Below are 23731 nucleotides of genomic sequence, written 5' to 3' on the forward strand. Positions count from 1 at the left end.
GGTCACGCGCCGGTGGCGTCGTCGCTCCGGTCGGCTGGGCTGATTGGTGGAGGGAGGGCGAGTGAGTGCCAGCAGGGTCGCGGTGACCGCTGGAACGGTGCTGCGCGCGGTGGTCCGGCGTCGGTATCCGCGTCAGGACTCGCGACGGGTCATCGACCGGGCGACGTCGTGCAGTTGGCGGTAGGCGTCCGCGGTGGGACGCGCCAGCGACAGGGAGCGCAGTGCGGCCGCCGTCTGGCGGCGGGCCTCCTCCTCGGCCGCCTGCCGTCCGCCGGCCTCCTCCACCAGGTGACGCGCCAGGTCGACGTCGTCCTCCGTCAGCGGGTGCGGTGCCCGGTACAGCTCGCGCAGCCGCCCGGCCGCGGCCCCCGGGGCGGCGAGGGCCGCGACCACGGGGAGGGACTTCTTGCGTGCGGCCAGGTCGGCGCCGACCGGTTTGCCGCTGCGCGCGGTGCGTCCCCAGATGCCGAGGACGTCGTCCGCGCACTGGAAGGCCACGCCGAGGTGCCGGCCGAAGTCCCGCAGCCCGCCCACCCGGACGCTGTCCGCGCCCGCCAGCACACCGCCGAGTGCGCAGGCGCAGCCGATCAGGGCGCCGGTCTTGCCGGCGGCCATGGCCAGGTAGTCGGCGACCGTCACGTCGTGCGCCTTCTCGAAGGCGACGTCGTCGCTCTGCCCCTCCACCAGCTCCAGCAGGGCGCCCACGAGTTCCTGCACGGCCGCTCCGGCGCGGGCCTGCGGGGTCTGGGCCAGGGCGCGCATCGCGGCGACCAGCAGCGCGTCCCCGGTGAGCACGGCCGCGGGCGTGCCGAACAGGGACCAGGCGGCGGGCCGGTGCCGGCGCAGCGCGTCGCCGTCGATGACGTCGTCGTGCAGCAGGGTGAAGTCGTGCACCAGCTCCACCGCCACGGCGCCGGGCACCGCGTCCGACGGGCTGCCGCCGACGGCCACGGCCGACAGCAGGGTGAGCGCCGGGCGCACCACCTTGCCACCGCCGGACGCGGACGTACGGGGCTCGCCGTCGGCCTCGCACCACCCCCGGTGATACCTGGCCACCAGGCTCTCTGCGGCGGGCAGCGACTCGACCGCGGCCCGCAGGGCGGGCGACAGCACGTCGTCGACCCAGTCCAGCCGGGGAAAGGCGTCTGCCGGGGCCGAGTCGGTGATCTGCGACACGAACTACTCCTCGCGATGGGGACGTCAGGGGAGGTGAGCGGGGACCGGCGGCGCCTCGCACCGCGCCGGCCGCTCCGCCAGTCAATCGGCTGCCGCACCGTGCGGGCCGAGTCCTGGCGCAGCACCCGGGGAAAGATCACCGAAGCAGCCCAGCTCCATGACCATGCACCCAGCCGACAATCACGCCGACCGCCCGCCACGACCGGGCGTGCCGCCGTACCGCCGTACGCCGTCCGCCCCGCCGCGGGATGCGACGGGGCGGACGGTTCGCGGACGGTCCGTCAGCACGGCGTGGTTGCCATGAGCTTCTCGAAGGAAGCCATGCAGTCCGGGCAGTGGCGTGCCCGTTCGCCGTCGGATGCTTCGATACGTTCGCGGAGTTGCTCTCCGCACAGAGTGGCCGCTGCCTTCTTGGCCATCACGTGCCACACCAACGCTCCGCCCGCCTTCTCCGGGCCCACGCACATTTCGTACATGATCGGCCTCCCAGCCTGGACGCCGCTGACACACTCCAGGAGACACCGGATCGGCCGCCACCAGTAGCGAGCGGGGGCCATTCGGGTGACGGCCGCGGCGTCCCTTCGGGGCGGCGACACACCCGGACGGATAGAAACGATCAGCCAATCGGCCCTACCTGGGTGGGTGCGTGACGTGGCGTCGACGCATGCGGCCGGGGGTCGGCTGCTGTGGTCGGATGGCGACACAGACCGAACCGATCGCTCCGGTCCCGGCGGCGCGACGCCGCCACAGAGGGCGGGTGGTCATCTCCTGGCTCACCACGACCGACCACAAGCGCATCGGCCACCTCTACCTCATCACGTCCTTCGCGTTCTTCCTGATCGCGGGAGCGCTGGCGATGCTCGTCCGGGCGGAACTGGCCCGCCCCGGGCTGCAACTGCTCTCCAACGAGCAGTACAACCAGTCCTTCACGATGCACGGCACGATCATGCTCCTGCTGTTCGCCACCCCGACCTTCGCGGGATTCGCCAACGCGGTCATGCCGTTGCAGATCGGCTCCCCGGACGTGGCCTTCCCCAGGCTGAACATGCTGTCGTACTGGCTGTTCCTCTTCGGCGGCCTGATCGTCCTCGCGAGCTTCCTCACCCCGCAGGGCGCCGCGGACTTCGGCTGGACCGCCTACACACCGCTCAGCGGGCCCCTGCGTTCCCCGTACCTCGGCGCCGACCTGTGGATCATGGGGCTGGCACTGTCGGGGTTCGGCACCATCCTGGGCGCGGTCAACTTCATCACCACCATCATCTGCATGCGCGCTCCCGGGCTGACCGTCTTCCGCATGCCGATCTTCGTGTGGAACGTGCTGCTGACGTCCGTCCTGGTACTGCTGGCCTTCCCGGTGCTGGCGGCAGCGCTGCTGGTGCTGGAAGCGGACCGGCACTTCGGCGCGCACGTGTTCGACGCCGAGAACGGCGGGGCGATCCTGTGGCAGCACCTGTTCTGGTTCTTCGGCCATCCCGAGGTGTACATCCTCGCGCTGCCGTTCTTCGGGGTGGTCACCGAGATCATCCCGGTCTTCGCCCGCAAGCCGGTCTTCGGTTACATGGGGCTGGTCGGTGCGACCATCGCCATCGCTGGGCTGTCGGCCACCGTCTGGGCGCACCACATGTTCGCCACCGGTGCCGTGCTGCTGCCGTTCTTCTCCTTCCTGACGTATCTCATCGCCGTCCCCACGGGCGTGAAGTTCTTCAACTGGATCGGCACGATGTGGCGGGGGTCGCTGTCCTTCGAACCGCCGATGCTGTGGGCGGCCGGGTTCCTGGTGACGTTCCTCTTCGGCGGACTGACCGGGGTGATCCTCGGCTCCCCGCCCCTGGACTGGCACGTCACCGACTCCTACTTCGTCGTCGCGCACTTCCACTACGTCCTGTTCGGCACCATCGTGTTCGCGATGTTCGGCGGCTTCAGCTTCTGGTGGCCGAAGATGACGGGCCGCATGCTCGACCACCGGCTGGAGAAACTGCACTTCTGGACGCTCTTCGTCGGCTTCCACACCACGTTCCTGGTGCAGCACTGGCTCGGTGTGGAGGGCATGCCGCGCCGGTACGCGGACTATCTGGCCGCCGACGGCTTCACGGCCCTGAACACCGTCTCCTCGGTCGGCGCCTTCCTGCTGGGGCTGTCGACGCTGCCGTTCCTCTACAACGTCTGGAAGACCGCCAGGTACGGGCGGCCGGTCGGGGTCGACGACCCCTGGGGGTACGGGCGTTCACTGGAGTGGGCCACGTCCTGTCCCCCGCCGCGCCACAACTTCCACGCGCTGCCCCGGGTGCGTTCCGAGTCGCCGGCCTTCGACCTGAACCATCCTGAACTCGTCCGGCTCGACCAGGCCGAGCAGACGGGGCGGCGCGACGCGGTGGAGCCGGGCCGGGGGCACAAGGGCGCCCGCTCGTGACGGACCGCGTCAGGGCGCCCGTACGCCGGTGACGGCGAAGCCGCTGCGCGGGCGGGTCGGGATGCGGCGCAGGGGGATGCGCAGGTCCTGGGCGGGGACCGTGTACTCCAGGCGGGCCAGCCGCACCGCCAGCGCCTCCAGCAGGCCCACGGTGAGGCGCTCGCCGGGGCAGCGGTGACCGGTGGCCGGATCGGCGCCGCCCTGCGGGACCAGTTCGTCGCGCTCGGGGGGCCGGCCGAGGAACCGTTCGGGCCGGAAGGCGTACGGGTCGCCCCACAGCTCCTCGTCGTGGTTCTGTCCGTAGACGTCCAGCAGCAGGATGCCGCCGGCCGGGACGGACTCGCCGTGCCAGGTGAGGTCGGTGACGGTCCGGCCGCCGAGGAACGGGGCGAAGGGGTAGAAGCGGCGGACCTCGTGCGCGAACGCCGTGGCGAACGCGCCGTCCCCGCCACGCAGCCGCTCCCGGTGGCCCGGCCAACGGTGCAGGGCGTGCGCGGAGAAGGCCACGAACCAGCTGACGGCGGCCGTGGGCCGCAGCACGTTCAGCAGTTCCACCGCGGCGGTCCGGGCATCCAGTGGGCCGTCGGTGCCGTCGCGGTGCCGGGCGACCCGTTCGAGCACCGAGCCGGCCGGGGCGGTGACCGTCCCGGACCGCACGTCCTCGATCAGCCGGGCCGTCCGGGCCTCCTGCCGGGACCGGGCCCGGCGGGCCCGCAGGTGGCGCGGTCCCGGGGTGGCGAAGCCGTCGACCATCGCGATCAGGTCCCGGGCGAGGGGCTCCGCGTCGACGGCTTCGTCGGGGAGCCCGGCCCAGCGGCAGACCCCGCGGGTGAGCACCACGGCCGCCTCGTCGAACAGGACGACGCGGGCGCGTCCGCTCCAGGCGGGCACGGCCTCGTCCCAGGCCTCGGTGACGTGCCGGGTGAGGCCGGCGACCCGGTCGGGGTCGAGCAGCGGCAGGAACAGTTCCTTGCGGGCACGGTGGGCGCCGCCGTCGAGGGTGTGCACCGCGCCTTGCCCGAACAGGGTGTCCAGCACGGGCGCGGGGACGGCGCCGTGCCGGCGGACGTGTGTCTCGTCGTAGAAGAAGCGCACGGCGTCCGGTCCGCGTACGGCGAGCGCGGGCCTGCCGAGCAGCCGGGTGCGCACCACGGAGCCGGCGCTCTCGCGCATCCGGTCGGGCAGCCAGGCGTACCCCTCGGTGAGCACGGCCAGGGTGCGGTCCATGAGCGGGCGTCGTCGTGCGTCCATGGCCGGTGGGTGCCCCGGGCCGCGCCAGGGACACCTACGGCGTGGGCGGCCGGGTGAGGGTCCGAGGTCGGGGTACGCCGTCCTCCCACGGGGACCCGGAGCCGGGCGGCCCGGGCCCCGGCCCGTACTCCCGGACAGGATCGGACCACCCTCATGTCCCCGTCCACGCCTTCGTCCCCGGCCCAGAGCCCGGACGACTCCCTGCGGATCCACTTCGTCGGCAACGCGACGGTGCTGCTCCGCTACCGCGGGCTGAGCCTGCTCACCGATCCGAACTTCCTCCACCGCGGCGAGCGCGCGCACCTCGGGTACGGGCTGGTGAGCCGGCGCCTGACCGAGCCCGCGCTGGACCCCGGCGAGTTGCCGGAGCTCGACGCCGTGGTGCTGTCGCACCTGCACGGCGACCACTGGGACCGCAGGGCCCGGCGGTCCCTGTCGCGGTCGCTGCCGATCGTCACCACCCCGCACGCCTCCCGCCGCTTGCAGGGCGTGCACGGGTTCCACCGTGCCGTAGGGCTGCGCACCTGGCAGGAGGAGACCGTGCGGCACGCGGACGCGCAGGTGCGGATCACCTCGCTGCCCGGTCGGCACGCCGGGCACCCGGTGCTGCGGCGCCTGCTGCCGCCGGTGATGGGCAGTCTGCTGGAGTTCGGCCCGGCCGCGGGTCCCCCACGGCACCGGCTCTACGTCTCCGGCGACACCCTGCTCTTCGACGGCCTGGACGAGATCGCCCGGCGCTTCCCGGGCCCGGACCTGGCGGTGCTGCACCTGGGCGGGACGACGCTGCCGGGCGGCTTCGTGGTGACCATGGACGGACGCCAGGGCGCGGAACTCGCCCGCCGTCTCGACCCGCGCCTGATCCTGCCGGTGCACTACGACGACTACTCCGTCTTCCGCTCACCGCTCGACGCCTTCCTCGCCGAGGCCGACCGGAAGGGGCTCGCCGACCGGCTCGTGCACTGCCGGCGCGGTCAGCGGGCCGTCCTGCGCCCGGACGGCGGCCCGCCCGTCGTGACGTGACGGCGAACCGGCGGGACCGCTCGCGCAGCGTGTCGACCGTCTCGCCGACGTTCCTCGGCAGCGGGCCGGGCTGCCCGGCGGTGACCGGCCGGCCGGAGGGCGGTGTCGCGGCGGGCGTCGGGACCGCTCGGCCCGTCGGGTGCCGCGCTCCCTGACCGTCACCCGGAGGGCGCCGGTGCCGCACTCGGTCCGGTACCCGCGGTGGGAAACGGTGGGCGGCAGCGTCTCGCCGACGCACATCGGCAGCGGGTCCGGCTGCCCGGCGGTGACCGACCGGGCGGAGGGTGGCGTCGCGGCGGTCGCCGGGAACACGGCCACGGCGAGGGCGTACGCCCCGGCACGACCGCCACGGGCCGCCCGCGTCAGCCGGCCGCGTTGTCGGTGCGCATCCGCACCTGTTCCTCCAGGCGCCGCAGGCTGCCGTCCAGGGCCTCGGCCACCGCGGGCTGCCCCGGGTCGTGGTCCTCGTCGAAGAACGACAGGTGCACCGTCACCTCGCTGGCCCCGCTGTCCAGTCCGGCGACCTGCAGCCAGCCGGCGTAGCTGCCCTGGTCGCGGGTGCCCCACTCGAGCCGCATCTGCTCGGGCCGGGCGCTCAGCAGCGCGGAGGTGTCCTGGTCGGTGCGGTCCTCGTGCACGGTGACGGCGGGCGGTTCCTCCGGCTCCACGTGCAGGTCCCGAGGGAGCCACGTGTCGAGTTGCCCGACGTTCGCGGCCTGGTCGAAGACCTGTTCGGGATGGGCCGGCATGGTGCGGGAACGCTCGTACTCGGTCATGTGGCACCACTCCTCGGCGTTCGGGGGCCTACGACGGGACGCGTGCCCCCTCTGCCGGGACCGAAGCGCTCGGCGGGTGACCGGCCCGCCGGGCGGGGCGGGGCGCGCGGTGCCAGACTGCTGGCAACGTGTCCCGTCCCGGCGGGTTCGTCGACGAGGGGAGACGAGGTGTCGACGTCAGAGGCGAGCGAGGCGCTCCTGCAGGAGTTCCTCGCCGATCCGGCCCATCTGACACTGGACCTGGCCACCGCCGTGACCCGTTGCACCGAGGCCCTGGACCTCCAGCACGCCGTGGTCTACCTCGTCGACCTCCAGCAGCGGCACCTCGTGCCGCAGACCGACGTGGCACCCGTCATCCCCGTCGACGGCTCACTGGCCGGCTGGGCCTACCGGACGCAGGCGCTGCGCGTCGAGGAGTCCGAGACCGGCGGCGTCACGGCGTGGCTGCCCCTGCTCGACGGTGCCGAACGGCTCGGCGTGCTGGGGGTGCACACGCCGGCGCTCACCACCGCCACGCTGGTCCGCAGCCGGGCGCTGGCCTCGCTGCTGGCCATGATGATCACGTCCAAGAGGGCCTTCGAGGACTCGTTCGTCCGGCACACGCGCACCGAGCGGATGCACCTCACCTCCGAGCTGCTCCGTGCCTTCCTGCCGCCCCGCACCATCGGCAACTCGCACGTGGTGTCCACGGCCGTGCTGGAACCCGCCTACGAGCTCGGCGGCGACGCCTTCGACCACTCGCTCACTCAGACGAAGCTGCACGTGTCGGTCATCGACGCCATGGGGCACGACCTCGCCTCCGGACTGACGAGCGCGGTGGCACTGGCCGCCTGTCGCAACGCGCGGCGCAACGGGGCCGACCTGCCCACGCTCGTGCGGTGCGTCGACGAGGCGCTGGCCGGGTGGCTGCCGGAGCAGTACTGCACCGCGGTCCTCGCCCAGCTGGAGTACGAGACCGGGCTGCTGCGGTGGAGCAACTGCGGTCACCCCGCGCCGCTGCTCATCCGCGGTGACCAGTTGATCGTCGACGCCCTGGAGCGGGAGGCCGACCCGCCGATGGGCGCGCCGGCCCAGCTGTCCCCCGAGCCGCGCCGGACGCACGAGATGCGGCTGGAGCCCGGCGACCGGGTCCTGCTGTACACCGACGGGATCACCGAGGCGCGCACCCGGGAGGAGAAGCTGTTCGGGCTCGAACGGTTCGCGGACTACGTCATCCGGGCCACGGCGGGCGGCGAGCTGGCCCCGGAGACCTTGCGGCGGCTGATCCACTCGATCCTGGACTCGCAGTCCGGCGGGCAGCTGCGGGACGACGCGACGATCCTGATGTTCGAATGGCGGCCGCCGGCCCGCTGAAGTACCGCGGCGTTTCGGGCCGGGGCGTCACACCCGGTGCCCCCGCGCGCGCAGCCAGTCGTGCACGGTGTCCTTGTCGGCGGGGGTGATCCGGACGGGGCCTTCGACGTAGGGGCCCTCGTCCTGCGTGAATCCGGTGTCCGTGATCCTCGCCGTGACCCACGTGGCGAGGTCCTGGGCGGCCCGCTCGGACAGAGCGCCCTGTTCCCAGCCCGCGCGGGCCTCACGGGCCGCCGCACGGTCGTGGCGTTCGGTCTCCTCGAGCCACGCCGCCACCAGCCGTTCCACGGTCCGCCGGTCGTCGGCCACGGTCCGCCGCTGCGCCTGTTTGTCGTTCATGCCGCCCGGGTTCCCCCGATCGCCCCGCCGCCACAGCCCCTAGGGCCGTCGTGTCGGCGGTGGCGCGCAGGGTACCCGCAGGGCCAGAGGACGACCGGTCCGCGACAGGCAGCAGCCCGGAGAGGGGACAGCGATGACGCAGCCCGCCGACGACCACGCTCTCGACCAGCGCGCCGGCGTTTCCGAGCTCCGTCCGACGGTGGGGGATCCCGGGCCCGTCCCCCCGCACGACGCCCGCCACGGAGACCTCCCGCTCGACCGCAACCAGGCGATCCTCCAGGCGGCCAAGCAGGTGGGCGCGATCCTGAAGCGCAACGAGCACCCGTTCGCGCTGGCCGGCAGCGTCGCCGTCTACGCGCACGGCGGCACCCAGAATCTCCAGCACGACGTCGACTTCTGCATCCGTCCCGACGACGCGACGGCCGTGGCCGAGACCCTGCGGGAGGCTGGTCTGACGGTGTACACGCCGCCCGAGGACTGGCTGCTGAAGGCGAACTGCCTGGGCCAGCAGGTCGACCTCATCTTCGAGCTGGCCCACGAGTCCGTCACCACGGAGCTGCTGTCCCGGGCCCAGGACCTGTCGGTCGACTCGGTGCTCATGCCGGTGCTGGCACCGACCGACCTGCTGCGCGGTCTACTCGCGGCCTTCTCCGAGCACCACTGCGACTTCGGTGCGGTGCTGCCGATCGCCCGCACCCTGCGGGAGAAGATCGACTGGGACGAGTTGCGCCGCGACTGCGGTGACGCCCCGATGCCCGCCGCGTTCTTCTTCATCCTCGAACGGCTGGAGATCATCTCTCCGGCCGGTCCCCCGGCCGCCCCCGCGGCCACCGCCCCGAAGGAGGAGCAGCGATGAGCGACCCCGTCGGACACCAGGGCCCCGCGGCGAGCGGCCCCGCCTCCGCGGGCGGGACCGCCGGGAACGCGGGGAGTACCGAGAACGTCGAGTACCGCGTGGCCCACCTGCACGACCGGCTGGCCGCCGAGGAACTCGGTGAACTCGGGGTACGGGCCGAGATCCGGGCGGGGGCGATCGCGCTCACCGGCACGGTGCCGTCGGCGCGGTGCCGCGAGAGCGTGCTGCGGGTCGCCCGCGAGGAGCTGGCCGGGCTCACCGTGCACACCGACATCGTGGTGGCGGAGACCACCCGTCCCGACCATGCGGAGGAACTGTGATGATCCGCGTCGCCGCCGTCGGAGACATCCACATGGGCCCCGACAGCGAGGGGCTGCTGCGGCCCGCCTTCGAGACCCTGCCCGACTGTGCCGACCTGCTGCTGCTCGCCGGGGACCTCACCCGGCACGGCACCCCCGGGGAGGCCCGGGTGGTGGCGCGGGAGGTGCGCGGCCTGCCGGTGCCGGTGGTGGCCGTCCTCGGCAACCACGACCACCACGACGAACAGCCCGAGAAGATCACCGACATCCTCCGGGACGCCGGAGTGACCGTCCTGGAGGGCGAGGGGACCGTCGTGGAGTGCGCCGGGGGCCGGGTGGGGATCGCCGGGACCAAGGGGTTCGGCGGCGGGTTCGTCGGGCGCAGCGCCGGTGAGTTCGGGGAGCCGGTGATGAAGGAGTTCGTGCGCACCACCCGCCGCTCGGCGGACAGTCTGCACGCCGCGCTGAAGGGACTGGACGAGGAGGGCTGCGCGGCCCGGGTGGCGCTGACCCACTTCTCCCCCGTCGCCGACACGCTCGCCGGGGAGCCGCCGGAGATCCATCCCTTCCTGGGCAGCTACCTGCTCGCCGAGGCGATCGACACGGCCGGCGCCGACCTGGCCGTCCACGGCCACGCGCATCTGGGCACCGAGCACGGGATGACGGCGGGGGGCGTACGGGTGCGCAACGTGGCCCAGCCGGTCATCCGCCGGGCCTTCAACGTCTACCAGCTGGGTTCGGCCTGACCGCCACCGCGGGCCCCGTCAGGACTGGCCCGGGTCCTGGGTCGTACGCCCGAGGCAGGTGACGTCGGCGGGGTCGAGTCCGGCCGCCTCGATCACGTGGAAGCCCAGACGGTCGTAGAAGGCCCTGGCAGGTGTGTTGGCCGTGGCCATGACCAAGTGGACGGCCGGGACCCCGCGTTCGCGCAGCGCCCGCCAGAACGTCCGCATCAGCGCCCGGCCGTGGCCGCGGCCCTGCCACTCGGGCAGCAGGTCGATGTGCAGGTGGGCCGGGTAGGCGGCGAGCTCGGGGACGATCATCCGCTCCGGGTCGTGCAGCAGCCCGGCCATCACCTCGTCCGGTGTGCCGGGCGGGCCGGCGGGCGCCGGGTGGCGGTCCGCGACGCGCGGCAGCCACTTGGCGCGGAACTCCTCGGCGAAGCGCGGGGTGTCCGCCGTGCCGAGGATGTAGCCGACCGCCCGGCCGGTCCCGTCGTCCAGCACGAAGGCCAGGTCCGGGTCCAGGTGGACGTAAGGAGCGGCGAAGATCGCGGGCAGGACGGCGGGGTCGGCGTACACGGGCCGGCTGTCCCGGCCGTTGTGCGCGGTGCGGATGCAGATGTCGTCGAGGGCCGGGGCGTCGGCGGGACGGTACGGGCGTACGGCGGTGGTCGGGGTCACCACGTCATCCTCTCCCCTTGGGAGCGCTCCCACAAGTGGGTCCGCTTCGACCGGGGGCGCCCGGGTACCCGGCGGCCGGCAGTGTGGCGGACGTTGGCGGGAGGCCGGCGATGGAGGAAGCGACGGACCGGATCGCGCGGCCGTGGGGCGGCAGGACGCCCTACGGACGGCACGAGACCTGGCCGGCCCGGGTGGACACGTTCCTCGCGGAGGGGGTGGAACCCTCGGCGGTGCAGCGGTGGGTGCAGTCGGCGTCGATCCTGCACTCCGACGGCGACGCCATGGACATCGCGGTGGCCGACGGCCGGATGGTGGGCGTGCGGGGCCGCGACGTGGACCGGGTCAACCGGGGGCGTCTCGGCCCGAAGGACCTGTTCGGTTGGCAGGCGAACGCCTCGCGGGACCGGCTGACGCGCCCCCTGGTACGGCGCGACGGACGGCTGGTGGAGACGGACTGGGACACCGCGATGGACCTGGTGGCCGCCCGCTCGCGCGAGCTGCTCGACGAGCGTGGCCCGGGGTCGATCGGCTTCTACACCTCGGGCCAGCTGTTCCTGGAGGAGTACTACACCCTCACGGTCCTCGCCCGGGCCGGCATCGGCACCAACCACCTGGACGGCAACACCCGCCTGTGCACGTCGACGGCTGCGGAGGCGCTGAAGGAGACCTTCGGCTGCGACGGACAGCCCGGCAGCTACGACGACTTCGACCACGCCGACGTGATCGCGCTGTTCGGCCACAACATCGCCGAGACCCAGCCCGTGCAGTGGATGCGGCTGCTGGACCGGCTGGAGGGGGCCGATCCGCCGCGTCTGCTGTGTGTCGACCCCCGGCCCACGAAGGTCGCCCGGCACGCCACCGTGCACCTCGCGCCCCGCGGCGGCACCAACGTCGCGCTGCTCAACGCCCTGCTGCACGAGACGATCCGGCACGACCGCGTCGACCGGGACTTCATCGCCGCGCACACCGTCGGCTTCGAGGAGCTCGCCGAGCGGGTCGCCGACTGCACGCCCAAGTGGGCGGCGGACATCTGTGACGTACCGGCCGCCCGGATCGAGGAGGCGGCCGAACTCGTCGGCACCACCGACGCGTTGGTCTCCACCGTCCTCCAGGGCGTCTACCAGTCCCACCAGGCCACCGCGGCGGCGGTCCAGATCAACAACCTGCACCTGATCCGCGGCATGCTGGGCCGGCCGGGCGCCGGTCTCCTCCAGATGAACGGCCAGCCCACCGCCCAGAACACCCGCGAGTGCGGCGCCAACGGCGACCTGCCGGGCTTCCGCAACTGGCAGAACGACTCCCACATCGCCGACCTCGCGAAGGTGTGGAACGTCGAGCCGGAGACGATCCCGCACTACGCGCCGCCCACGCACGCGATGCAGATGTACCGGTACGCCGAGCAGGGCTCCATCAGGATGCTGTGGATCAGCGGCACCAACCCGGCCGTGTCCCTGCCCGAACTCTCCCGCATCCGCTCGATCCTGACGCAGAAACGCCTGTTCACCGTCGTACAGGACCTGTTCCTGACGGAGACGGCGCAACTGGCCGACGTGGTGCTGCCCGCCGCCACCTGGGGCGAGAAGACCGGCGCCCTGACCAACGCCGACCGCACGGTGCACCTGTCCGAGAAGGCCGTCGAACCCCCCGGCGAGGCCAAACCGGACCTCGACATCTTCCTGGACTACGCCCGGCGCATGGACTTCCGGGACAAGGACGGGGGCCCGCTGATCACCTGGGACGACCCCGAGTCGGCGTTCGAGGCGTGGAAGCGCTGCAGCGCGGGCCGCCCCTGCGACTACACCGGCCTCACCTACGCCAAGCTCCGCGACACCAGCGGCATCCAGTGGCCCTGCGACGAGGACGCGCCCGAGGGCACCGCCCGGCTCTACACCGACGGCATCAGCTGGGCGCACCCGGACGTGTGCGAGAGCTACGGCAAGGACCTGGAGACCGGGGCGTCGCAGGAGGTCGTCGAGTACCGCTCCCTCAACCCGGACGGCAGGGCGATGCTGAAGGCCGCCGCCTACTGGCCGCCGCACGAGGAGCCCGACGAGGAGTACCCGTTCCAGCTCACCACGGGCCGTACCGTCTACCACTTCCACACCCGTACGAAGACCGGACGCGCACCCCAGCTCCGCGACGCCGCCCCGGACGTGTGGGTGGAGGTCTCCACCGAGGACGCCGGCCGGCTCGGTCTCGCCGAGGGGGACCTGGTCGAGGTCGCCAGCAGGCGGGGCTCTCTGCGGGGCCGGCTGCGGGTGACCGACATCCGTCCCGGACTGCTGTTCGTGCCGTTCCACTACGGCTACTGGGACACCGCGAACGGGTCGGGGCCGGGCCCGGACACCCCCGGCCGGGCGGCGAACGAGACGACGGTCACCGACTGGGACCCGGCCTCCAAGCAGCCCCTGTTCAAAACGTCCACGGCGTCGCTCACCCTTGTCGAGCGCGGCGACGGCAGCCCGTCCCCGGCGCCGACCACCACCGCGTCGGCACCCGCCACCGCCGGTGCCGCCCGGCCCACCGAGGGCGGCGAGGCCGCGCACACGACTCAGGTCCCGGCCCCGTTCCCGCACGGCCGCGAGGAGGGCGCCCAGTGAACGGCATCACCCTGACCCTGCGCACGCTGCACCGCGGCGAGCGGCACCTGGCGCACGACCTGGTGACGGTGGCCGAGCGGCACCGCACCGAGCACGAAGTGCACCACGTCGCCACCGACCTCGCCGGCTGGTCCCGCGAGCACGTCCGGCGCCTGGCCGAGGTCGCCGCAGACCATGACGTGAAGCTCGGCGACCCGCCGGACACGTCCCCGGAAGGGCTGTTCGCGACGCTGCGCAAGAAGGCGTCGGAGGCGGTGGTGCACCGGCCCGAGCCCGGCCTGCTGCTCCTGCGCGACCTGCGCGAGCTGCACGTGGCCGCCGCGGAGAACTCGCTGCACTGGGAGATGCTCGCGCAGGCCGCGCAGGCTGCCCGGAACAGCGGACTGCTGGGGCTGGCCTCCTCCTGCCACCCGCAGACACTGCGCCAGATGCGCTGGACCAACACCATGATCAAGAACCTGTCGCCGCAGGTTCTGAACAGTCTGTGACCTGCGCGGACACCAGGTTCCACGCCACCGGCGAGAGCTCGCCCCGCGCGGCCCGCCGAATGGCGCCCACCGGCCCGGTCACCCGATGATCCCAGTAGTCGTCACACCCCCTGTCACTGCTCCGGTAACCCTCTTGGAGAGCGAGAGAGCGTCATGAGTCTTCTGCGTATCGCCGGCCGCCCGATGCTCGCCTCGATGTTCGTCGCGGGCGGTCTGCAGTCCCTGCGGCGGCCCGAGGACGTGGCACCGGTCGCCGAGCCGATCGTGCGGCCGCTGACCGACCGCGTGTCGGTGCTGCCGGACCGCACCGAACAACTCGTACGGCTCAACGGCGCCGTCCATGTCGTGGGCGGGGTCATGCTCGGGCTCGGCCGCTGTCCGCGCCTGGCCGCGCTGGCCCTGGCGGCGACGCTGGTCCCCACCACGCTTGCGGCACACCGCTACTGGGACGCCGACGACCCGTCCGACCGCGCCCAGCAGCGCATCCACTTCCTGAAGAACCTGTCCATGATGGGCGGGCTGCTGATCGCGGCCGACGACACGGGCAGCGCCCCCTCGCTGCTGTGGCGCGGCCGGCACGCCGCCCAGGACCTGCGCCACGACGCCCACCTGGTGCGGCGTTCGGTCCGTGCCGCGGCGCGCCCGGCGGCCACGGCGGGTGGCCTCAGGGCGAAGCTGTGCGGCTGAACCGGGCGTTAGCCCACCGAACGAGGGGGGACCCGACGCCCGTGGCGGGTCGGACCCGGCACGCCACGAGCCGGCTGGAGGTGAAACATGGGACACGGTGGAAACGTCATCGACGAATTGACGACCGATCACCGTGAGGTCGAGGAGCTCTTCGGCAAGATCGAGGCGCTGCCGTCCGGTCACAAGGACCGCAAGCTGTACGCGGATCAGGCGACGATCGAACTGATCCGGCATTCGGTGGCGGAGGAGGCCTACCTCTACCCCGCCGTCCGTGAGCACGTGGCGAACGGGAACGCCCTCGCGGACAAGGAGCTCGAGGACCACGCGGGCGCCGAGCAGATCATGAAGGACCTGGAGGGCTGCGCGTCGGACGACGCTGAGTTCGACCGGTTGATCGGCATGCTGATGAGCGAGATCCGCGAGCACGTCGCCGATGAGGAGGGCAACCTCTTCCCCCGGCTCCGCGAGGCGTGCCCCCCGGATGCCCTGAACGAGTTGGGCGACAAGGTCCGGCAGGCCAAGAAGACGGCGCCGACCCGACCGCACCCGTCCGCCCCGGACAAGCCGCCGATGAACAAGCTGCTGGCGCCCGGCGCGGGAATGGTCGACCGGGTGCGGGACGCGATGTCGGGCCGGGGCAAGTCCGGCTGACCCGTCCACCACCACCTGCGAGGGGGCCCGTTCGCGACGGCGACGGGCCCCCTCGCAGGCGCGGCGGTCAGTGTCCCAGCAGCGCCCGCACGGAGACGACCGGCGTACCGACGGCGGCGGCCAGCCGGGCAGACCCTCCGGACCCGGTGACGAGCGCGTCGGCGGCGCGCAGCACACCCGCGAACGTCCGCGGGTCGGTACGTCCGCCCAGGTCGACGCCCACGACACCGGCGACCCGGCGGGTCAGTACGGCCTCCTCCGGCCCACCGGTGACGACGACGCGGTGCCCGGCGTCGGCGAGCCGGGCGACCGCCGCCGCACCGTGTCCGGCCTCCCAGGCACGGCCGGGGTCCCCCGCCCCCGGGTGGACGACGACGTACGGGCCGTTCCCGGTGAGAGGGGCGGTGTCCGGCGCCGGCCGTACGCGGAGCCCGCCGTCGTCGCCGCGCCGCAGCCCGAATCCCATCGCCGCGGCCGCGTCGAGCGCCGCCTCTTCCTCGGAAAGACCGCTCGGCCCCTCGACGGCACCGATCCGCCGCACGCGCGCCGAGCGCAGCACCCCCGTCGTGTTCGAGGCCCCCCGGGCCTCGCGAGCGAGGACGAGCGCGACGTCGTACGACTCCGCGCGCAGCCGGTTCACCAGGCCGTCGGTGCCGTCGCCGCCCGGCTGCTCCCACACCACGACGTCGTCGACGTGCGGCAGCAGCCGGGCGGCGGGCGCTCCACGGGCCCCGCACAACATGGTGACGCGGGTGGCCCTGGTGCCCACCGCGCGGACCGCCGGGCCGGCCAGGAGGACGTCACCGAGTCCGCCGGGGCGGGCGACGAGCGCCTTCACGCCCACCACTCCCCCGCCCGCTCGGCCGGCGTCGCCGGGACCGGATCGGGCCGCTCCGCGAGGGAGGCGACGGTGCGCTCCAGGCCCTCGCGCCAGGTCACGCTCGGCAGCCAGCCGAAGATCTCGCGGGCGAATCCGGTCACCGGCCGGGCCTCGTCCGGCACCGTCCCCTCGACGAACACCAGCGGCGAGCCGGACCCGGTCAGTTCGATCACCCGGCGGGCGATCTCCACCGCCGTGGGCTCCTCGTCGCCACCGATGTCCACGGGCCGTACCGACCGCCCGGCCGCGACCAGCAGCACACCGTCGACCATGTCGTCGACGTAGCACAGCGGCCGGGTCCGGCTGCCGTCCCCGGTGACGGTGACGGGCCGGCCGGCCAGGGCCTGCTCGATGAAGGCACCGGGCGTGTCCCCGTCGTCCGTCCGCATGCCGGGCCCGTAGCCGGTGAAGAGGCGGACGATCCCGGCGTTCGAGCCGTGGGCGGCCGCGTGCGCGGCGACCAGGGCCTCGGAGAACCGGACGGCCTCGGCACGGACGGTGTGCGGCCCGACCGGGTCTGCACCGTCACCGACGGACACCGGGGGTGAGGAGGCCAGCAGGAACCGGGCGCCGTCCCGCTCCGCGACGGCCAGCGCGGCCCGGGTCCCGAGGCTGCCGGTGTCGAGGATCTCCACGGACCGCTCGGACCAGGACGCCGGTGAGAGTCCCGGCCCGGCCAGGTGCAGGACGAGGTCGTAGGGGCCGGTGAGCAGCTCGGCGCACCCCTCCCCCGAGACGTCACGTTCCAGGAAGCGGAAGCCGGGACGGCCCGCGAGGTGGGCCACCTTCTCGGCCCGCCCGGTGGAGAGGTTGTCGAGGCAGTCGACTTCGACCCCCGAATCGAGCAGGCGGGTGCACAGATGGGACCCGAGGAACCCCGCACCGCCGGTGACCAGGGCCCGGTGCCAGGGCGGCCGGGCCTCTTCCCGCGGGCTGAACGCCGCCGTCGGCATCATGAGGACGACCTTCCTTCCTCCGCGAAGCGCTGACGAGCGCGCCCCGGGTGCCCCACCGAGTAGCTTTCATGCTCTGACGCCTGCCGCGGCCCTCCGTACGGCCCGGCCGCTGTGGCCACCGTCACGCCGCCGCATCCTCCGGCGAGCAGGCGGCACCTCTGTGATCAAACCCACCCTCCTCACCAAGTGCCTTGCAGGTCAACGGACTTCGCTCCGCGTCACCCGGCCACGGGAGGCGCTCCGGTGAGGACTGTCCGGCCCCTTCTGCCACGATGGTCGGCGCCGTATCCGGCTCAGTGGAGTGGCCGCGCAGCGCAGCCGGGCTTCTCACTCCCGTCCCGTACCCCTCCGGGTCCCCCGGCCGTCTTCGAGTGGCGCACTGTGTCTTCTTCCCCTGCCCCCGCCCCCGCCCCGTCCCGTTCGCCGTGGCGGTCCCTGAGATACCGCAGCATGCGCTGGTGGTCGGTGGCGAACTTCGTCTCGAACGCCGGCACGTGGATGCAGCTCACGGTGCAGAACCTGCTGGTCCTGCAGATCACCGGGTCGGCCGCCGCGACGGGTCTGTCCATGTCCGTCCAGGCGGCGCCGGCACTGCTGATCAGCGTGTTCGGCGGTGCGGCCGTCGACCGCTGGCCGCGGAAGCTGACCGCCGCGGTCAGCCAGGCGCTGCTCGGCGCGATCGCGTTCGTGACGGCGCTCCTGGTGGCGCTCGACCGGCTGGACGTGACCACCCTGATGGTGCTGGCCGCCGTCACCGGTGTCATCGCCACCGTCGACGGCCCGGCGTGCTCTCTTCTGGGCAACGACCTGGTCCCGGCCGAGGACGTGCCCTCCGCGATCGGCGTGGGCGCGCTGGTCCACCAGGCGGGCCGCCTCACCGGCGCCGCGCTCGCCGGCGTGACCGTCGGTTTCCTGGGCACGGCCGCCGCCTACGCCGCCAACGGCGTGTCGTTCCTGTTCGTCGCCTCGGTCATACCGTTCCTGCGACCGGCCCGGGGCGCGGTCAAGCAGGTGGCGGCCACGCGCCGCGACACCATGAGCGTGCGCGAGGGACTGTCCTTCTTCGCCCGCCGTCCCCGGCTGCTGGCGCTGGCCGGGGTCACGGGGGTCAGCGCGGTCTTCGGGCGCAACTACCAGCTGACGCTGGCGGTGCTCGTCACCGGGCCCCTGGCGGGCGGCGCGGGCTCGTTCGGCACGGTCTCCACGGTGCTGGCGGCCGGTGGCATCGTCGGCGCGGTCCTGGGCGCCCGGCTGCGGCGGCCCTCCGTGCGGGTCGTGGGCGCGCTGGCCGCGGCGGGCGGACTGCTGCAGGTGGTGGCGGGTCTGTCGCCGTCGCTGGCCGTCCTCCTGGTGATGGTGCTGCCCATGGCCGTCGTGGAGTCCGTCTCCGACACCGCCGGCACGGCGGTCCTCCAGACCGACCCGCCCGCGCACATGCGGGGCCGGGTGCTCGGGGTGTGGGGCAGCATCGGCACGGTGTGGAGCCTCGGCGGCCCGCCGGCGCTGGGCCTGCTGATGGAACTGGCCGGCGCGCGCGGGGCCCTCGTCGCGGGCGGCCTCATCATCGCGGGCACGATCGGGGCGGGGCATGTGCTGCACGCCCGCAGGCCCGCGGGGGCGGTGCCCGTGCGGGGCGGTGAGGCGCCGGCGCAGGCGGCGCTGGGGACGGCGGCGTGACCCTGCGGGGCTTGAGCGGGTGACGTTGCCCGGCGTGTTCTCCCGCGACCGGCGTGGGGGTGGGCGTCGGGGGCGGGTCGCGCGGCCCGGCGTAGCGGGGTGCCTCCCCCACTCTCGGCTTCTCCCCCACGCTCGGCTTCGCTCGCGCGGGAGGTACCCCCATGAGCGGGAGGTGCCCCCACCGCCCACCCTCCCCCACTCTCGGCTTCGCTCGAGCGGGGGGACCCCCATCGCCCTGGGGGCACCTCCCAGGCCGTTCAGGCACTGGGGGAGGCACGACTGCCCGCAGCTACGCCGCAGCGGTTGGCGCGTCCGCGCCGTTCAGCCCCGTAGCCGACCTAGTTCGCGCCGTTCCGAGGACGGACACCCCCCCGCGCTACCCGAACCCGCACAGGCGCCGCGGGCATCCGCACCCCCACCGCCGGTCAGGCGACCAGTGCCTGGCCAGGACCCAGCCGTGCGTCGAGTTCGGCGCGGTGCAGTTCGGCCACGGGGGCGACGAGGTCGGGGTGGCGCAGCAGCGCCGCCGCCCGCCGGTCGCGGTCGTCCGGAGTCAGCAGGCGGCGGAACTCGACCGGCGTACCACCCTCGGTCAGCGCGGCCACCGCGCGAGCGGCGAGCGCGGGGTCGGTGAGCAGACAGGCCGCCCAGCTCACGACGACCTCGTCCACCCAGGTCCGCCAGGCCTCCTCCGCCGCGTCCACGCCCCCCGTGCCGTCCGCGCCGGTGATCCAGTCGAGGCGGGCGGAACCTCCCGGACCCGACACGCCCATCAGCCCGACGTCCATCGGCGTCGGGTAGCGAAGTCGCGCGGCCACCGTCACCGCCTGCCGTGCCTGCACCTCGGACAGGGCGCAGGCCAGCGCCCCGCCCGCCGCAGGGTAGGCGTGGGTGAGCCACTGGGCGGTCGCCGCGATGACGGGAGAGAGGTCTGCGTGCACTGCCGGGCCGTCCGAACTGCTCGTCGAGGGAAAACAGGGGATCCGCGAAAACCGTAGCCCGCGGCCCGCCGTACGGAACGTGGCCCGGCTCTCGTCGACCACGTGGTCTCGGCCACATCCCGGCCCCGCACCGGGAGTCAGCAACCGCTCACTGGGTCGCCATGACGACGCAGCGACGCAGCTCCTCGACCGCCTCGGGGGAGCCCTCGACGACCACTCCCCCGTCCCCGTTCCCGTCCCGGTTCCACAGCCGCCGCAGCACGGCCTCCGGCGAGCCGCTCAGCGTCACGTCGGCCGCGCCGCCCCCGGCACCGTCCGTCACGGTGAACTCCCCCGGACCGGTCCTCACCCGCCACGCCGCGTCACCGGCGCGCACCAGGACCGTGTGCCCGGGCGAACCGGCGAGGATGTCGGTGAAGTACTCGCCCCACTCGGCGACGGCGTACGCGGCGAAGACCTTCAGCAGTTCGTCGATCCCGTCCACGGCGAGGTCCGCCGGGACGGGTGCGACGGGCTGTCCGGTGGCGAGTTCGGCGTCGACGCGGTGGATGACGGTCTCCTGGGCCATCCGCCGGATCCAGAAGCCGACGCTCTGGTCGGGCCCGTACCAGGAGGCGGCCGCGTCCCCGGGAGCGCGGGTGGCGAACTCGGCGCGCAGCGCGGTGTACCCCCGGTCGAGCAGCACCGTCGCCTCCTCGTCGGCGAACTCCTTCGGGGGCCACGGCTCGGGCTCGACACCCTCCCGCATGGCCACGGTCTTGTGCAGGTAGACCTCGCCGACGTGGCGGGTCAGGTCGGCGACGGTCCAGCCGGGACAGGTGGGCACCGGTGCGTCGGCGCCGGATTCGACGACCGCCCGCAGCCGGTCGTAGTCGGCCGCGAGGCAGTCGAGAAGGCGAGTGAACTCCATGCCGGGATACATGACGCAGAGCCAAGCACACGCTCAGGGCCGCGGCACGGACTTTTCCACACCGCCCCCGGTCACCAGGCCACGCTGGGAATCGCGGGCCGGCGAACCGCCTCGGCGGCGTCCCGCAGGTGCAGTGCGACGGTGATCAGCGCGCGCAGGGCCGAGGGCCGCAGGCTCTGGGCGCTCTCGGCCGCCAGCACCAGCAGACAGCCCGCGGCCTGCTCCACGACGGGGACCGAGAAGGCGAAGTCGTCGCCGTCGGCCCCCCGGAAGGCACGCCACGGGGTCGCGGCGCCGTCGATGGCCTTGTGGACGGCCTGCTCGAGGTGATGGGCGGCCTGTTCGCACACCGGGGCGGGGAGGGTGATGGTGCGATGGAACGCTGAACTGGTCATAGTCCCACTGCTCCCCCGCGCCCCGGGCGTTCGATCGGCGCACCGGGCGTTTTTCACCGGGTCGGCCGCAGCGGGTCCTAGTCTGGTGGCCGTGCGCCCCGTCACCTCGCCCTCGGCCGCCGCCGCCCGGTTCACCGGCCGGCCGGTGACCGGTGAACGCCCGTTGTCCGGTTCGCTCACCGAGGTCACCCTCGACGACGGGCGCACGGTGATGGTCAAGCGCGGCGACGGGACGGGAGCGGCACGGGCCGAGGCGGCGGGGCTGCGCTGGCTGGCCGGCGCCGGGACGGTGCCGATCCCGGTGGTGCACGGTGACGACGAGCGGTGGCTGGTCACCGACCGCGTGGCGCAGGGCCGGGCGACCGCCGGGGCGGCGGACCGGTTCGGCCGGGACCTGGCCGCCCTGCACGCCGCCGGGGCGCCCGCGTTCGGCGCCGCTCCGCCCGGCGGACCCGAGGACGCGTACATCGGGCTCGCCCCGATGCGCAACGCCACGGGGGACGACTGGCCGCGCTGGTACGCCGAGCACCGGGTGCTCCCGTATCTGCGGGAAGCCGTCGACGCCGGAACCGTCCGGCCGGCCGAGGCCGCCGACGTCGAGCGGGTCTGCGAGCGGCTGCCCGGGCTGGCTGGGCCGCCGGAGCCGCCCGCCAGGCTGCACGGCGACCTGTGGAGCGGGAACGTGCTGTGGGGCGCCGACGGGCAAGTGCACCTGATCGACCCGGCGGCGCACGGCGGCCACCGGGAGACCGACCTGGCGATGCTGCGCCTCTTCGGCTGCCCGCACCTGGACCGGATCCTGGCGGCCTACGACGAGACCGCGCCGCTCGCCGACGGCTGGGCCGAACGCGCCGGCGTGCACCAGCTCTTCCCGCTGCTGGTGCACGCCGTGCTGTTCGGCCGGGGCTACGCCGAGCAGGCCCTGACGGCGGCCCGGACGGCGCTGCGCTCCGCCGGGTGAGCGTCAGCGCGTGACGACGTGCCGCTCGTTCGGGACGCAGTGGGTCATGGTCAGGCCCTCGACGTCGCGCGGCGGGTTCTTGCCGAGGTTGGCCAGCCGTTCGCGGTCCTCGTCGGTGAGGTCCTGGCTCGCCAGCGGTTCCAGGTGCTTGACGTCCTGCGGGCTGATGCCGATGCCTTCGCCGACCCGCAGCCCGAGGTCGTTCTCGACCAGCAGGAAGTGCCACACCATGCGTTCCTGCACCGGCCGGTCGCACTGGGAGAGCAGGTTGACGAAGTTCGCCACGAGGTCGTCGCGCTCCCACTCCTCCAGCAGCTGGTAGCGCTGCCCGGCCTGCAGGTAGTCGTTGGTGCGAGGGATGCGCTTGCGGGTGAGCCGCCCCTGGATCTCCGGTCCCTGCTCGTCGTGCGTGGGGTACTCGCCCTCGTGCAGGCCGCCGGTGATCGACGGCTCGTAGTTGACGATCGGGTTCGCCCCGCCGCCGTCCACGTGGTAGGTCATCTGACCGTCCCGCTGGTTGGTGCGGACCTCGGCGTTCTTGGCCTGGTTGACGGGCAGCTGGAGATAGTTCGGGCCGACCCGGTGGCGCTGCGTGTCGCTGTACGAGAAGGTGCGGCCGACCAGCATCTTGTCGTCGGAGAAGTCCAGGCCGTCGACGATGACACCGGTGCCGAAGGAGATCTGCTCGTTCTCGGCGAAGTAGTTGTCCGGCATCCGGTCGAGCACCATCCGGCCGACCGGCTTGGCCGGGAACTCCTGCTCGGGCCAGGTCTTGGTGTCGTCGAGCGGGTCGAAGTCCAGCTCCGGGTGGACGTGGTCGTCCATCATCTGGACGAGCAGTTCCCACTCGGGGTAGTCACCGCGGGTGACGGCGTCGTAGAGGTCCTTGGTGGCGTGGCCGAGGTTCTGCGCCTGGACATTGGCGGCGTCCTCCTCGGTCATGCTGCGGACGCCCTGCTTGGGCATCCAGTGGAACTTGACGAGCTTGGTCTCGCCGGCCGCGTTGACCCACTTGTAGGTGTTGACGCCGAAGCCCTGCTGGTGACGGTAGTCCGCCGGGATGCCGCGCGGGCTGAACAGGTTGACCAGCATGTGCATGCACTCGGGCGTCTGCGACATGAAGTCGAAGATGCGCCGGGGCTGCTGCTCGAAGGTGACCGGGTCCGGCTTGAGGGCGTGGATGACGTCCGGGAACTTGATCGCGTCGCGGATGAAGAAGACGGCGAGGTTGTTGCCGACGAGGTCCCAGTTGCCGTCCTCGGTGTAGAACTTCACCGCGAAGCCCCGGGGGTCGCGGGCCGTCTCGGCCGAGTCGCGTCCGCCGATGACGGTGGAGAACCGGACGGCGAGGTCGGTGCGCTTGCCCCGCTCCTGGAACAGCTTGGCCCGGGTGTAGCGGTCGATGGGCTCGTCGCCCCAGGCTCCGTACGCCTCGAAGTAGCCGTACGCGGTCACCCCGCGGGCGTGCACGACGCGCTCGGGGATGCGCTCGCGGTCGAAGTGGCTGATCTTCTCCAGGAACTGGTAGTTCTCCAGCGTGGCGGGGCCGCGGGCGCCGACCGTGCGCTGGTTCTGGTTGTCGTAGACGGGGTGCCCCTGGCGGTTGGTGAGCACCTTGCGGTCGTCGCCGGGGGCGGGCCCCTGGCTCGATACGTCCGTCATGTTCGTGGGCTCCTTCGACTCGTGGCCGCCGTCGGCCGCG

At 73.3% G+C, this 23731-nt stretch carries 23 protein-coding genes; 12 read left to right on the forward strand and 11 right to left on the reverse strand.

Annotated features, from left to right (window positions below):
• Nucleotides 1-132: 132 nt before the first annotated feature.
• On the reverse strand, nucleotides 133-1176 hold the full coding sequence (locus tag AMK11_RS25000) for a polyprenyl synthetase family protein (protein WP_073730255.1): 1044 nt from the start codon (nucleotides 1174-1176) through the stop codon (nucleotides 133-135).
• Nucleotides 1177-1870: 694 nt separating this feature from the next.
• On the opposite strand from AMK11_RS25000, the gene ctaD reads away from it, so the two are divergent.
• On the forward strand, nucleotides 1871-3586 hold the full coding sequence (ctaD, locus tag AMK11_RS25010) for an aa3-type cytochrome oxidase subunit I (protein WP_079187690.1): 1716 nt from the start codon (nucleotides 1871-1873) through the stop codon (nucleotides 3584-3586).
• Nucleotides 3587-3595: 9 nt separating this feature from the next.
• Here ctaD and AMK11_RS25015 read toward each other — a convergent pair whose 3' ends face one another.
• Nucleotides 3596-4837 carry a cytochrome P450 gene (locus tag AMK11_RS25015; protein ID WP_073730257.1) on the reverse strand — a complete coding sequence of 414 codons (1242 nt, stop codon included), beginning with the start codon at nucleotides 4835-4837 and terminating at the stop codon, nucleotides 3596-3598.
• A gap of 153 nt (nucleotides 4838-4990) precedes the next feature.
• Here AMK11_RS25015 and AMK11_RS25020 point away from each other — a divergent pair, with 153 nt between their 5' ends.
• The gene (locus tag AMK11_RS25020) at nucleotides 4991-5857 is read left to right on the forward strand and encodes an MBL fold metallo-hydrolase (protein ID WP_073730258.1); all 867 of its coding nucleotides are present in this window, start codon (nucleotides 4991-4993) and stop codon (nucleotides 5855-5857) included.
• Between the two features lie 362 nt (nucleotides 5858-6219).
• Here the strand turns inward: AMK11_RS25020 and AMK11_RS25025 are convergent, their stop codons facing one another.
• Nucleotides 6220-6633, reverse strand: coding sequence for an SRPBCC family protein (locus AMK11_RS25025; RefSeq protein WP_073730259.1), 414 nt, complete (start codon nucleotides 6631-6633; stop codon nucleotides 6220-6222).
• 168 nt (nucleotides 6634-6801) lie between these two features.
• Here AMK11_RS25025 and AMK11_RS25030 point away from each other — a divergent pair, with 168 nt between their 5' ends.
• The gene (locus AMK11_RS25030) at nucleotides 6802-7986 is read left to right on the forward strand and encodes a PP2C family protein-serine/threonine phosphatase (protein ID WP_073730260.1); all 1185 of its coding nucleotides are present in this window, start codon (nucleotides 6802-6804) and stop codon (nucleotides 7984-7986) included.
• A 27-nt stretch (nucleotides 7987-8013) separates the two neighbouring features.
• Here AMK11_RS25030 and AMK11_RS25035 read toward each other — a convergent pair whose 3' ends face one another.
• On the reverse strand, nucleotides 8014-8325 hold the full coding sequence (locus AMK11_RS25035) for a hypothetical protein (protein WP_073730261.1): 312 nt from the start codon (nucleotides 8323-8325) through the stop codon (nucleotides 8014-8016).
• A 133-nt stretch (nucleotides 8326-8458) separates the two neighbouring features.
• Here AMK11_RS25035 and AMK11_RS25040 point away from each other — a divergent pair, with 133 nt between their 5' ends.
• Genes AMK11_RS25040 through AMK11_RS25050 form a run of 3 tightly spaced genes read left to right on the forward strand, consistent with a single transcriptional unit; the run spans nucleotide 8459 to nucleotide 10226 of the window.
• Nucleotides 8459-9181, forward strand: coding sequence for a nucleotidyltransferase family protein (locus AMK11_RS25040; protein ID WP_073730262.1), 723 nt, complete (start codon nucleotides 8459-8461; stop codon nucleotides 9179-9181).
• Nucleotides 9178-9501 (forward strand): BON domain-containing protein, encoded by a 324-nt coding sequence (locus AMK11_RS25045; protein WP_241847073.1) that lies wholly within the window; start codon nucleotides 9178-9180, stop codon nucleotides 9499-9501. The genes AMK11_RS25040 and AMK11_RS25045 overlap by 4 nt, the downstream gene beginning before the upstream one ends.
• Nucleotides 9501-10226 (forward strand): metallophosphoesterase family protein, encoded by a 726-nt coding sequence (locus tag AMK11_RS25050; RefSeq protein ID WP_073730263.1) that lies wholly within the window; start codon nucleotides 9501-9503, stop codon nucleotides 10224-10226. The genes AMK11_RS25045 and AMK11_RS25050 overlap by 1 nt, the downstream gene beginning before the upstream one ends.
• A gap of 18 nt (nucleotides 10227-10244) precedes the next feature.
• Here AMK11_RS25050 and AMK11_RS25055 read toward each other — a convergent pair whose 3' ends face one another.
• Nucleotides 10245-10883 carry a GNAT family N-acetyltransferase gene (locus tag AMK11_RS25055; protein WP_073730354.1) on the reverse strand — a complete coding sequence of 213 codons (639 nt, stop codon included), beginning with the start codon at nucleotides 10881-10883 and terminating at the stop codon, nucleotides 10245-10247.
• Between the two features lie 110 nt (nucleotides 10884-10993).
• Between AMK11_RS25055 and AMK11_RS25060 the strand changes: the two genes are divergently transcribed.
• The 4 genes from AMK11_RS25060 to AMK11_RS25075 all read left to right on the forward strand — a co-directional run bounded on the left by AMK11_RS25060 (nucleotide 10994) and on the right by AMK11_RS25075 (nucleotide 15309).
• The gene (locus tag AMK11_RS25060) at nucleotides 10994-13483 is read left to right on the forward strand and encodes a molybdopterin oxidoreductase family protein (protein WP_073730264.1); all 2490 of its coding nucleotides are present in this window, start codon (nucleotides 10994-10996) and stop codon (nucleotides 13481-13483) included.
• Nucleotides 13480-13971 carry a hypothetical protein gene (locus AMK11_RS25065; protein ID WP_073730265.1) on the forward strand — a complete coding sequence of 164 codons (492 nt, stop codon included), beginning with the start codon at nucleotides 13480-13482 and terminating at the stop codon, nucleotides 13969-13971. Before AMK11_RS25060 ends, AMK11_RS25065 begins: the two co-directional genes overlap by 4 nt.
• A gap of 153 nt (nucleotides 13972-14124) precedes the next feature.
• Nucleotides 14125-14658: a DoxX family protein gene (locus AMK11_RS25070; protein ID WP_073730266.1), complete on the forward strand. Its 534-nt coding sequence runs from the start codon at nucleotides 14125-14127 to the stop codon at nucleotides 14656-14658.
• 87 nt (nucleotides 14659-14745) lie between these two features.
• Nucleotides 14746-15309, forward strand: a complete 564-nt coding sequence (locus AMK11_RS25075; protein ID WP_073730267.1) for a hemerythrin domain-containing protein — start codon at nucleotides 14746-14748, stop codon at nucleotides 15307-15309.
• Nucleotides 15310-15376: 67 nt separating this feature from the next.
• On the opposite strand, the gene AMK11_RS25080 is transcribed toward AMK11_RS25075, so the two are convergent.
• Both AMK11_RS25080 and AMK11_RS25085 read right to left on the reverse strand, forming a co-directional pair.
• Entirely contained in the window at nucleotides 15377-16147 is a 771-nt protein-coding gene (locus tag AMK11_RS25080) for a glycosyltransferase family 9 protein (RefSeq protein WP_079187691.1), read from the reverse strand.
• On the reverse strand, nucleotides 16144-17145 hold the full coding sequence (locus AMK11_RS25085; protein WP_073730269.1) for an NAD-dependent epimerase/dehydratase family protein: 1002 nt from the start codon (nucleotides 17143-17145) through the stop codon (nucleotides 16144-16146). The genes AMK11_RS25080 and AMK11_RS25085 overlap by 4 nt, the downstream gene beginning before the upstream one ends.
• A gap of 450 nt (nucleotides 17146-17595) precedes the next feature.
• On the opposite strand from AMK11_RS25085, the gene AMK11_RS25090 reads away from it, so the two are divergent.
• Nucleotides 17596-18822, forward strand: a complete 1227-nt coding sequence (locus AMK11_RS25090) for an MFS transporter (RefSeq protein ID WP_241847074.1) — start codon at nucleotides 17596-17598, stop codon at nucleotides 18820-18822.
• 425 nt (nucleotides 18823-19247) lie between these two features.
• On the opposite strand, the gene AMK11_RS25095 is transcribed toward AMK11_RS25090, so the two are convergent.
• The 3 genes from AMK11_RS25095 to AMK11_RS25105 form a co-directional block, all read right to left on the reverse strand.
• Nucleotides 19248-19763 carry a hypothetical protein gene (locus AMK11_RS25095; protein WP_073730271.1) on the reverse strand — a complete coding sequence of 172 codons (516 nt, stop codon included), beginning with the start codon at nucleotides 19761-19763 and terminating at the stop codon, nucleotides 19248-19250.
• A gap of 148 nt (nucleotides 19764-19911) precedes the next feature.
• A complete protein-coding gene (locus AMK11_RS25100; RefSeq protein WP_073730272.1) occupies nucleotides 19912-20673 on the reverse strand; it encodes a maleylpyruvate isomerase family mycothiol-dependent enzyme in 762 nt (253 codons plus the stop codon).
• A gap of 71 nt (nucleotides 20674-20744) precedes the next feature.
• Nucleotides 20745-21068, reverse strand: coding sequence for a hypothetical protein (locus tag AMK11_RS25105; RefSeq protein WP_043376270.1), 324 nt, complete (start codon nucleotides 21066-21068; stop codon nucleotides 20745-20747).
• 82 nt (nucleotides 21069-21150) lie between these two features.
• On the opposite strand from AMK11_RS25105, the gene AMK11_RS25110 reads away from it, so the two are divergent.
• Nucleotides 21151-22029: a fructosamine kinase family protein gene (locus AMK11_RS25110; RefSeq protein WP_073730355.1), complete on the forward strand. Its 879-nt coding sequence runs from the start codon at nucleotides 21151-21153 to the stop codon at nucleotides 22027-22029.
• 3 nt (nucleotides 22030-22032) lie between these two features.
• Here AMK11_RS25110 and AMK11_RS25115 read toward each other — a convergent pair whose 3' ends face one another.
• Entirely contained in the window at nucleotides 22033-23691 is a 1659-nt protein-coding gene (locus tag AMK11_RS25115; protein ID WP_073730356.1) for a catalase, read from the reverse strand.
• Between the last annotated feature and the right edge of the window lie 40 nt (nucleotides 23692-23731).

This window comes from Streptomyces sp. CB02414 (assembly GCF_001905385.1).
Taxonomy (GTDB): domain Bacteria; phylum Actinomycetota; class Actinomycetes; order Streptomycetales; family Streptomycetaceae; genus Streptomyces.

Bases quoted from the DNA above. Each gene is read 5' to 3' on its own strand.
- ctaD (WP_079187690.1), top strand. From the start codon at position 1,871: ATGGCGACACAGACCGAACCGATCGCTCCGGTCCCGGCGGCGCGACGC.
- AMK11_RS25015 (WP_073730257.1), bottom strand. From the start codon at position 4,837: ATGGACGCACGACGACGCCCGCTCATGGACCGCACCCTGGCCGTGCTC.
- AMK11_RS25020 (WP_073730258.1), top strand. From the start codon at position 4,991: ATGTCCCCGTCCACGCCTTCGTCCCCGGCCCAGAGCCCGGACGACTCC.
- AMK11_RS25025 (WP_073730259.1), bottom strand. From the start codon at position 6,633: ATGACCGAGTACGAGCGTTCCCGCACCATGCCGGCCCATCCCGAACAG.
- AMK11_RS25035 (WP_073730261.1), bottom strand. From the start codon at position 8,325: ATGAACGACAAACAGGCGCAGCGGCGGACCGTGGCCGACGACCGGCGG.
- AMK11_RS25040 (WP_073730262.1), top strand. From the start codon at position 8,459: ATGACGCAGCCCGCCGACGACCACGCTCTCGACCAGCGCGCCGGCGTT.
- AMK11_RS25045 (WP_241847073.1), top strand. From the start codon at position 9,178: ATGAGCGACCCCGTCGGACACCAGGGCCCCGCGGCGAGCGGCCCCGCC.
- AMK11_RS25050 (WP_073730263.1), top strand. From the start codon at position 9,501: ATGATCCGCGTCGCCGCCGTCGGAGACATCCACATGGGCCCCGACAGC.
- AMK11_RS25060 (WP_073730264.1), top strand. From the start codon at position 10,994: ATGGAGGAAGCGACGGACCGGATCGCGCGGCCGTGGGGCGGCAGGACG.
- AMK11_RS25070 (WP_073730266.1), top strand. From the start codon at position 14,125: ATGAGTCTTCTGCGTATCGCCGGCCGCCCGATGCTCGCCTCGATGTTC.
- AMK11_RS25075 (WP_073730267.1), top strand. From the start codon at position 14,746: ATGGGACACGGTGGAAACGTCATCGACGAATTGACGACCGATCACCGT.
- AMK11_RS25085 (WP_073730269.1), bottom strand. From the start codon at position 17,145: ATGATGCCGACGGCGGCGTTCAGCCCGCGGGAAGAGGCCCGGCCGCCC.
- AMK11_RS25090 (WP_241847074.1), top strand. From the start codon at position 17,596: ATGCGCTGGTGGTCGGTGGCGAACTTCGTCTCGAACGCCGGCACGTGG.
- AMK11_RS25100 (WP_073730272.1), bottom strand. From the start codon at position 20,673: ATGGAGTTCACTCGCCTTCTCGACTGCCTCGCGGCCGACTACGACCGG.
- AMK11_RS25105 (WP_043376270.1), bottom strand. From the start codon at position 21,068: ATGACCAGTTCAGCGTTCCATCGCACCATCACCCTCCCCGCCCCGGTG.
- AMK11_RS25115 (WP_073730356.1), bottom strand. From the start codon at position 23,691: ATGACGGACGTATCGAGCCAGGGGCCCGCCCCCGGCGACGACCGCAAG.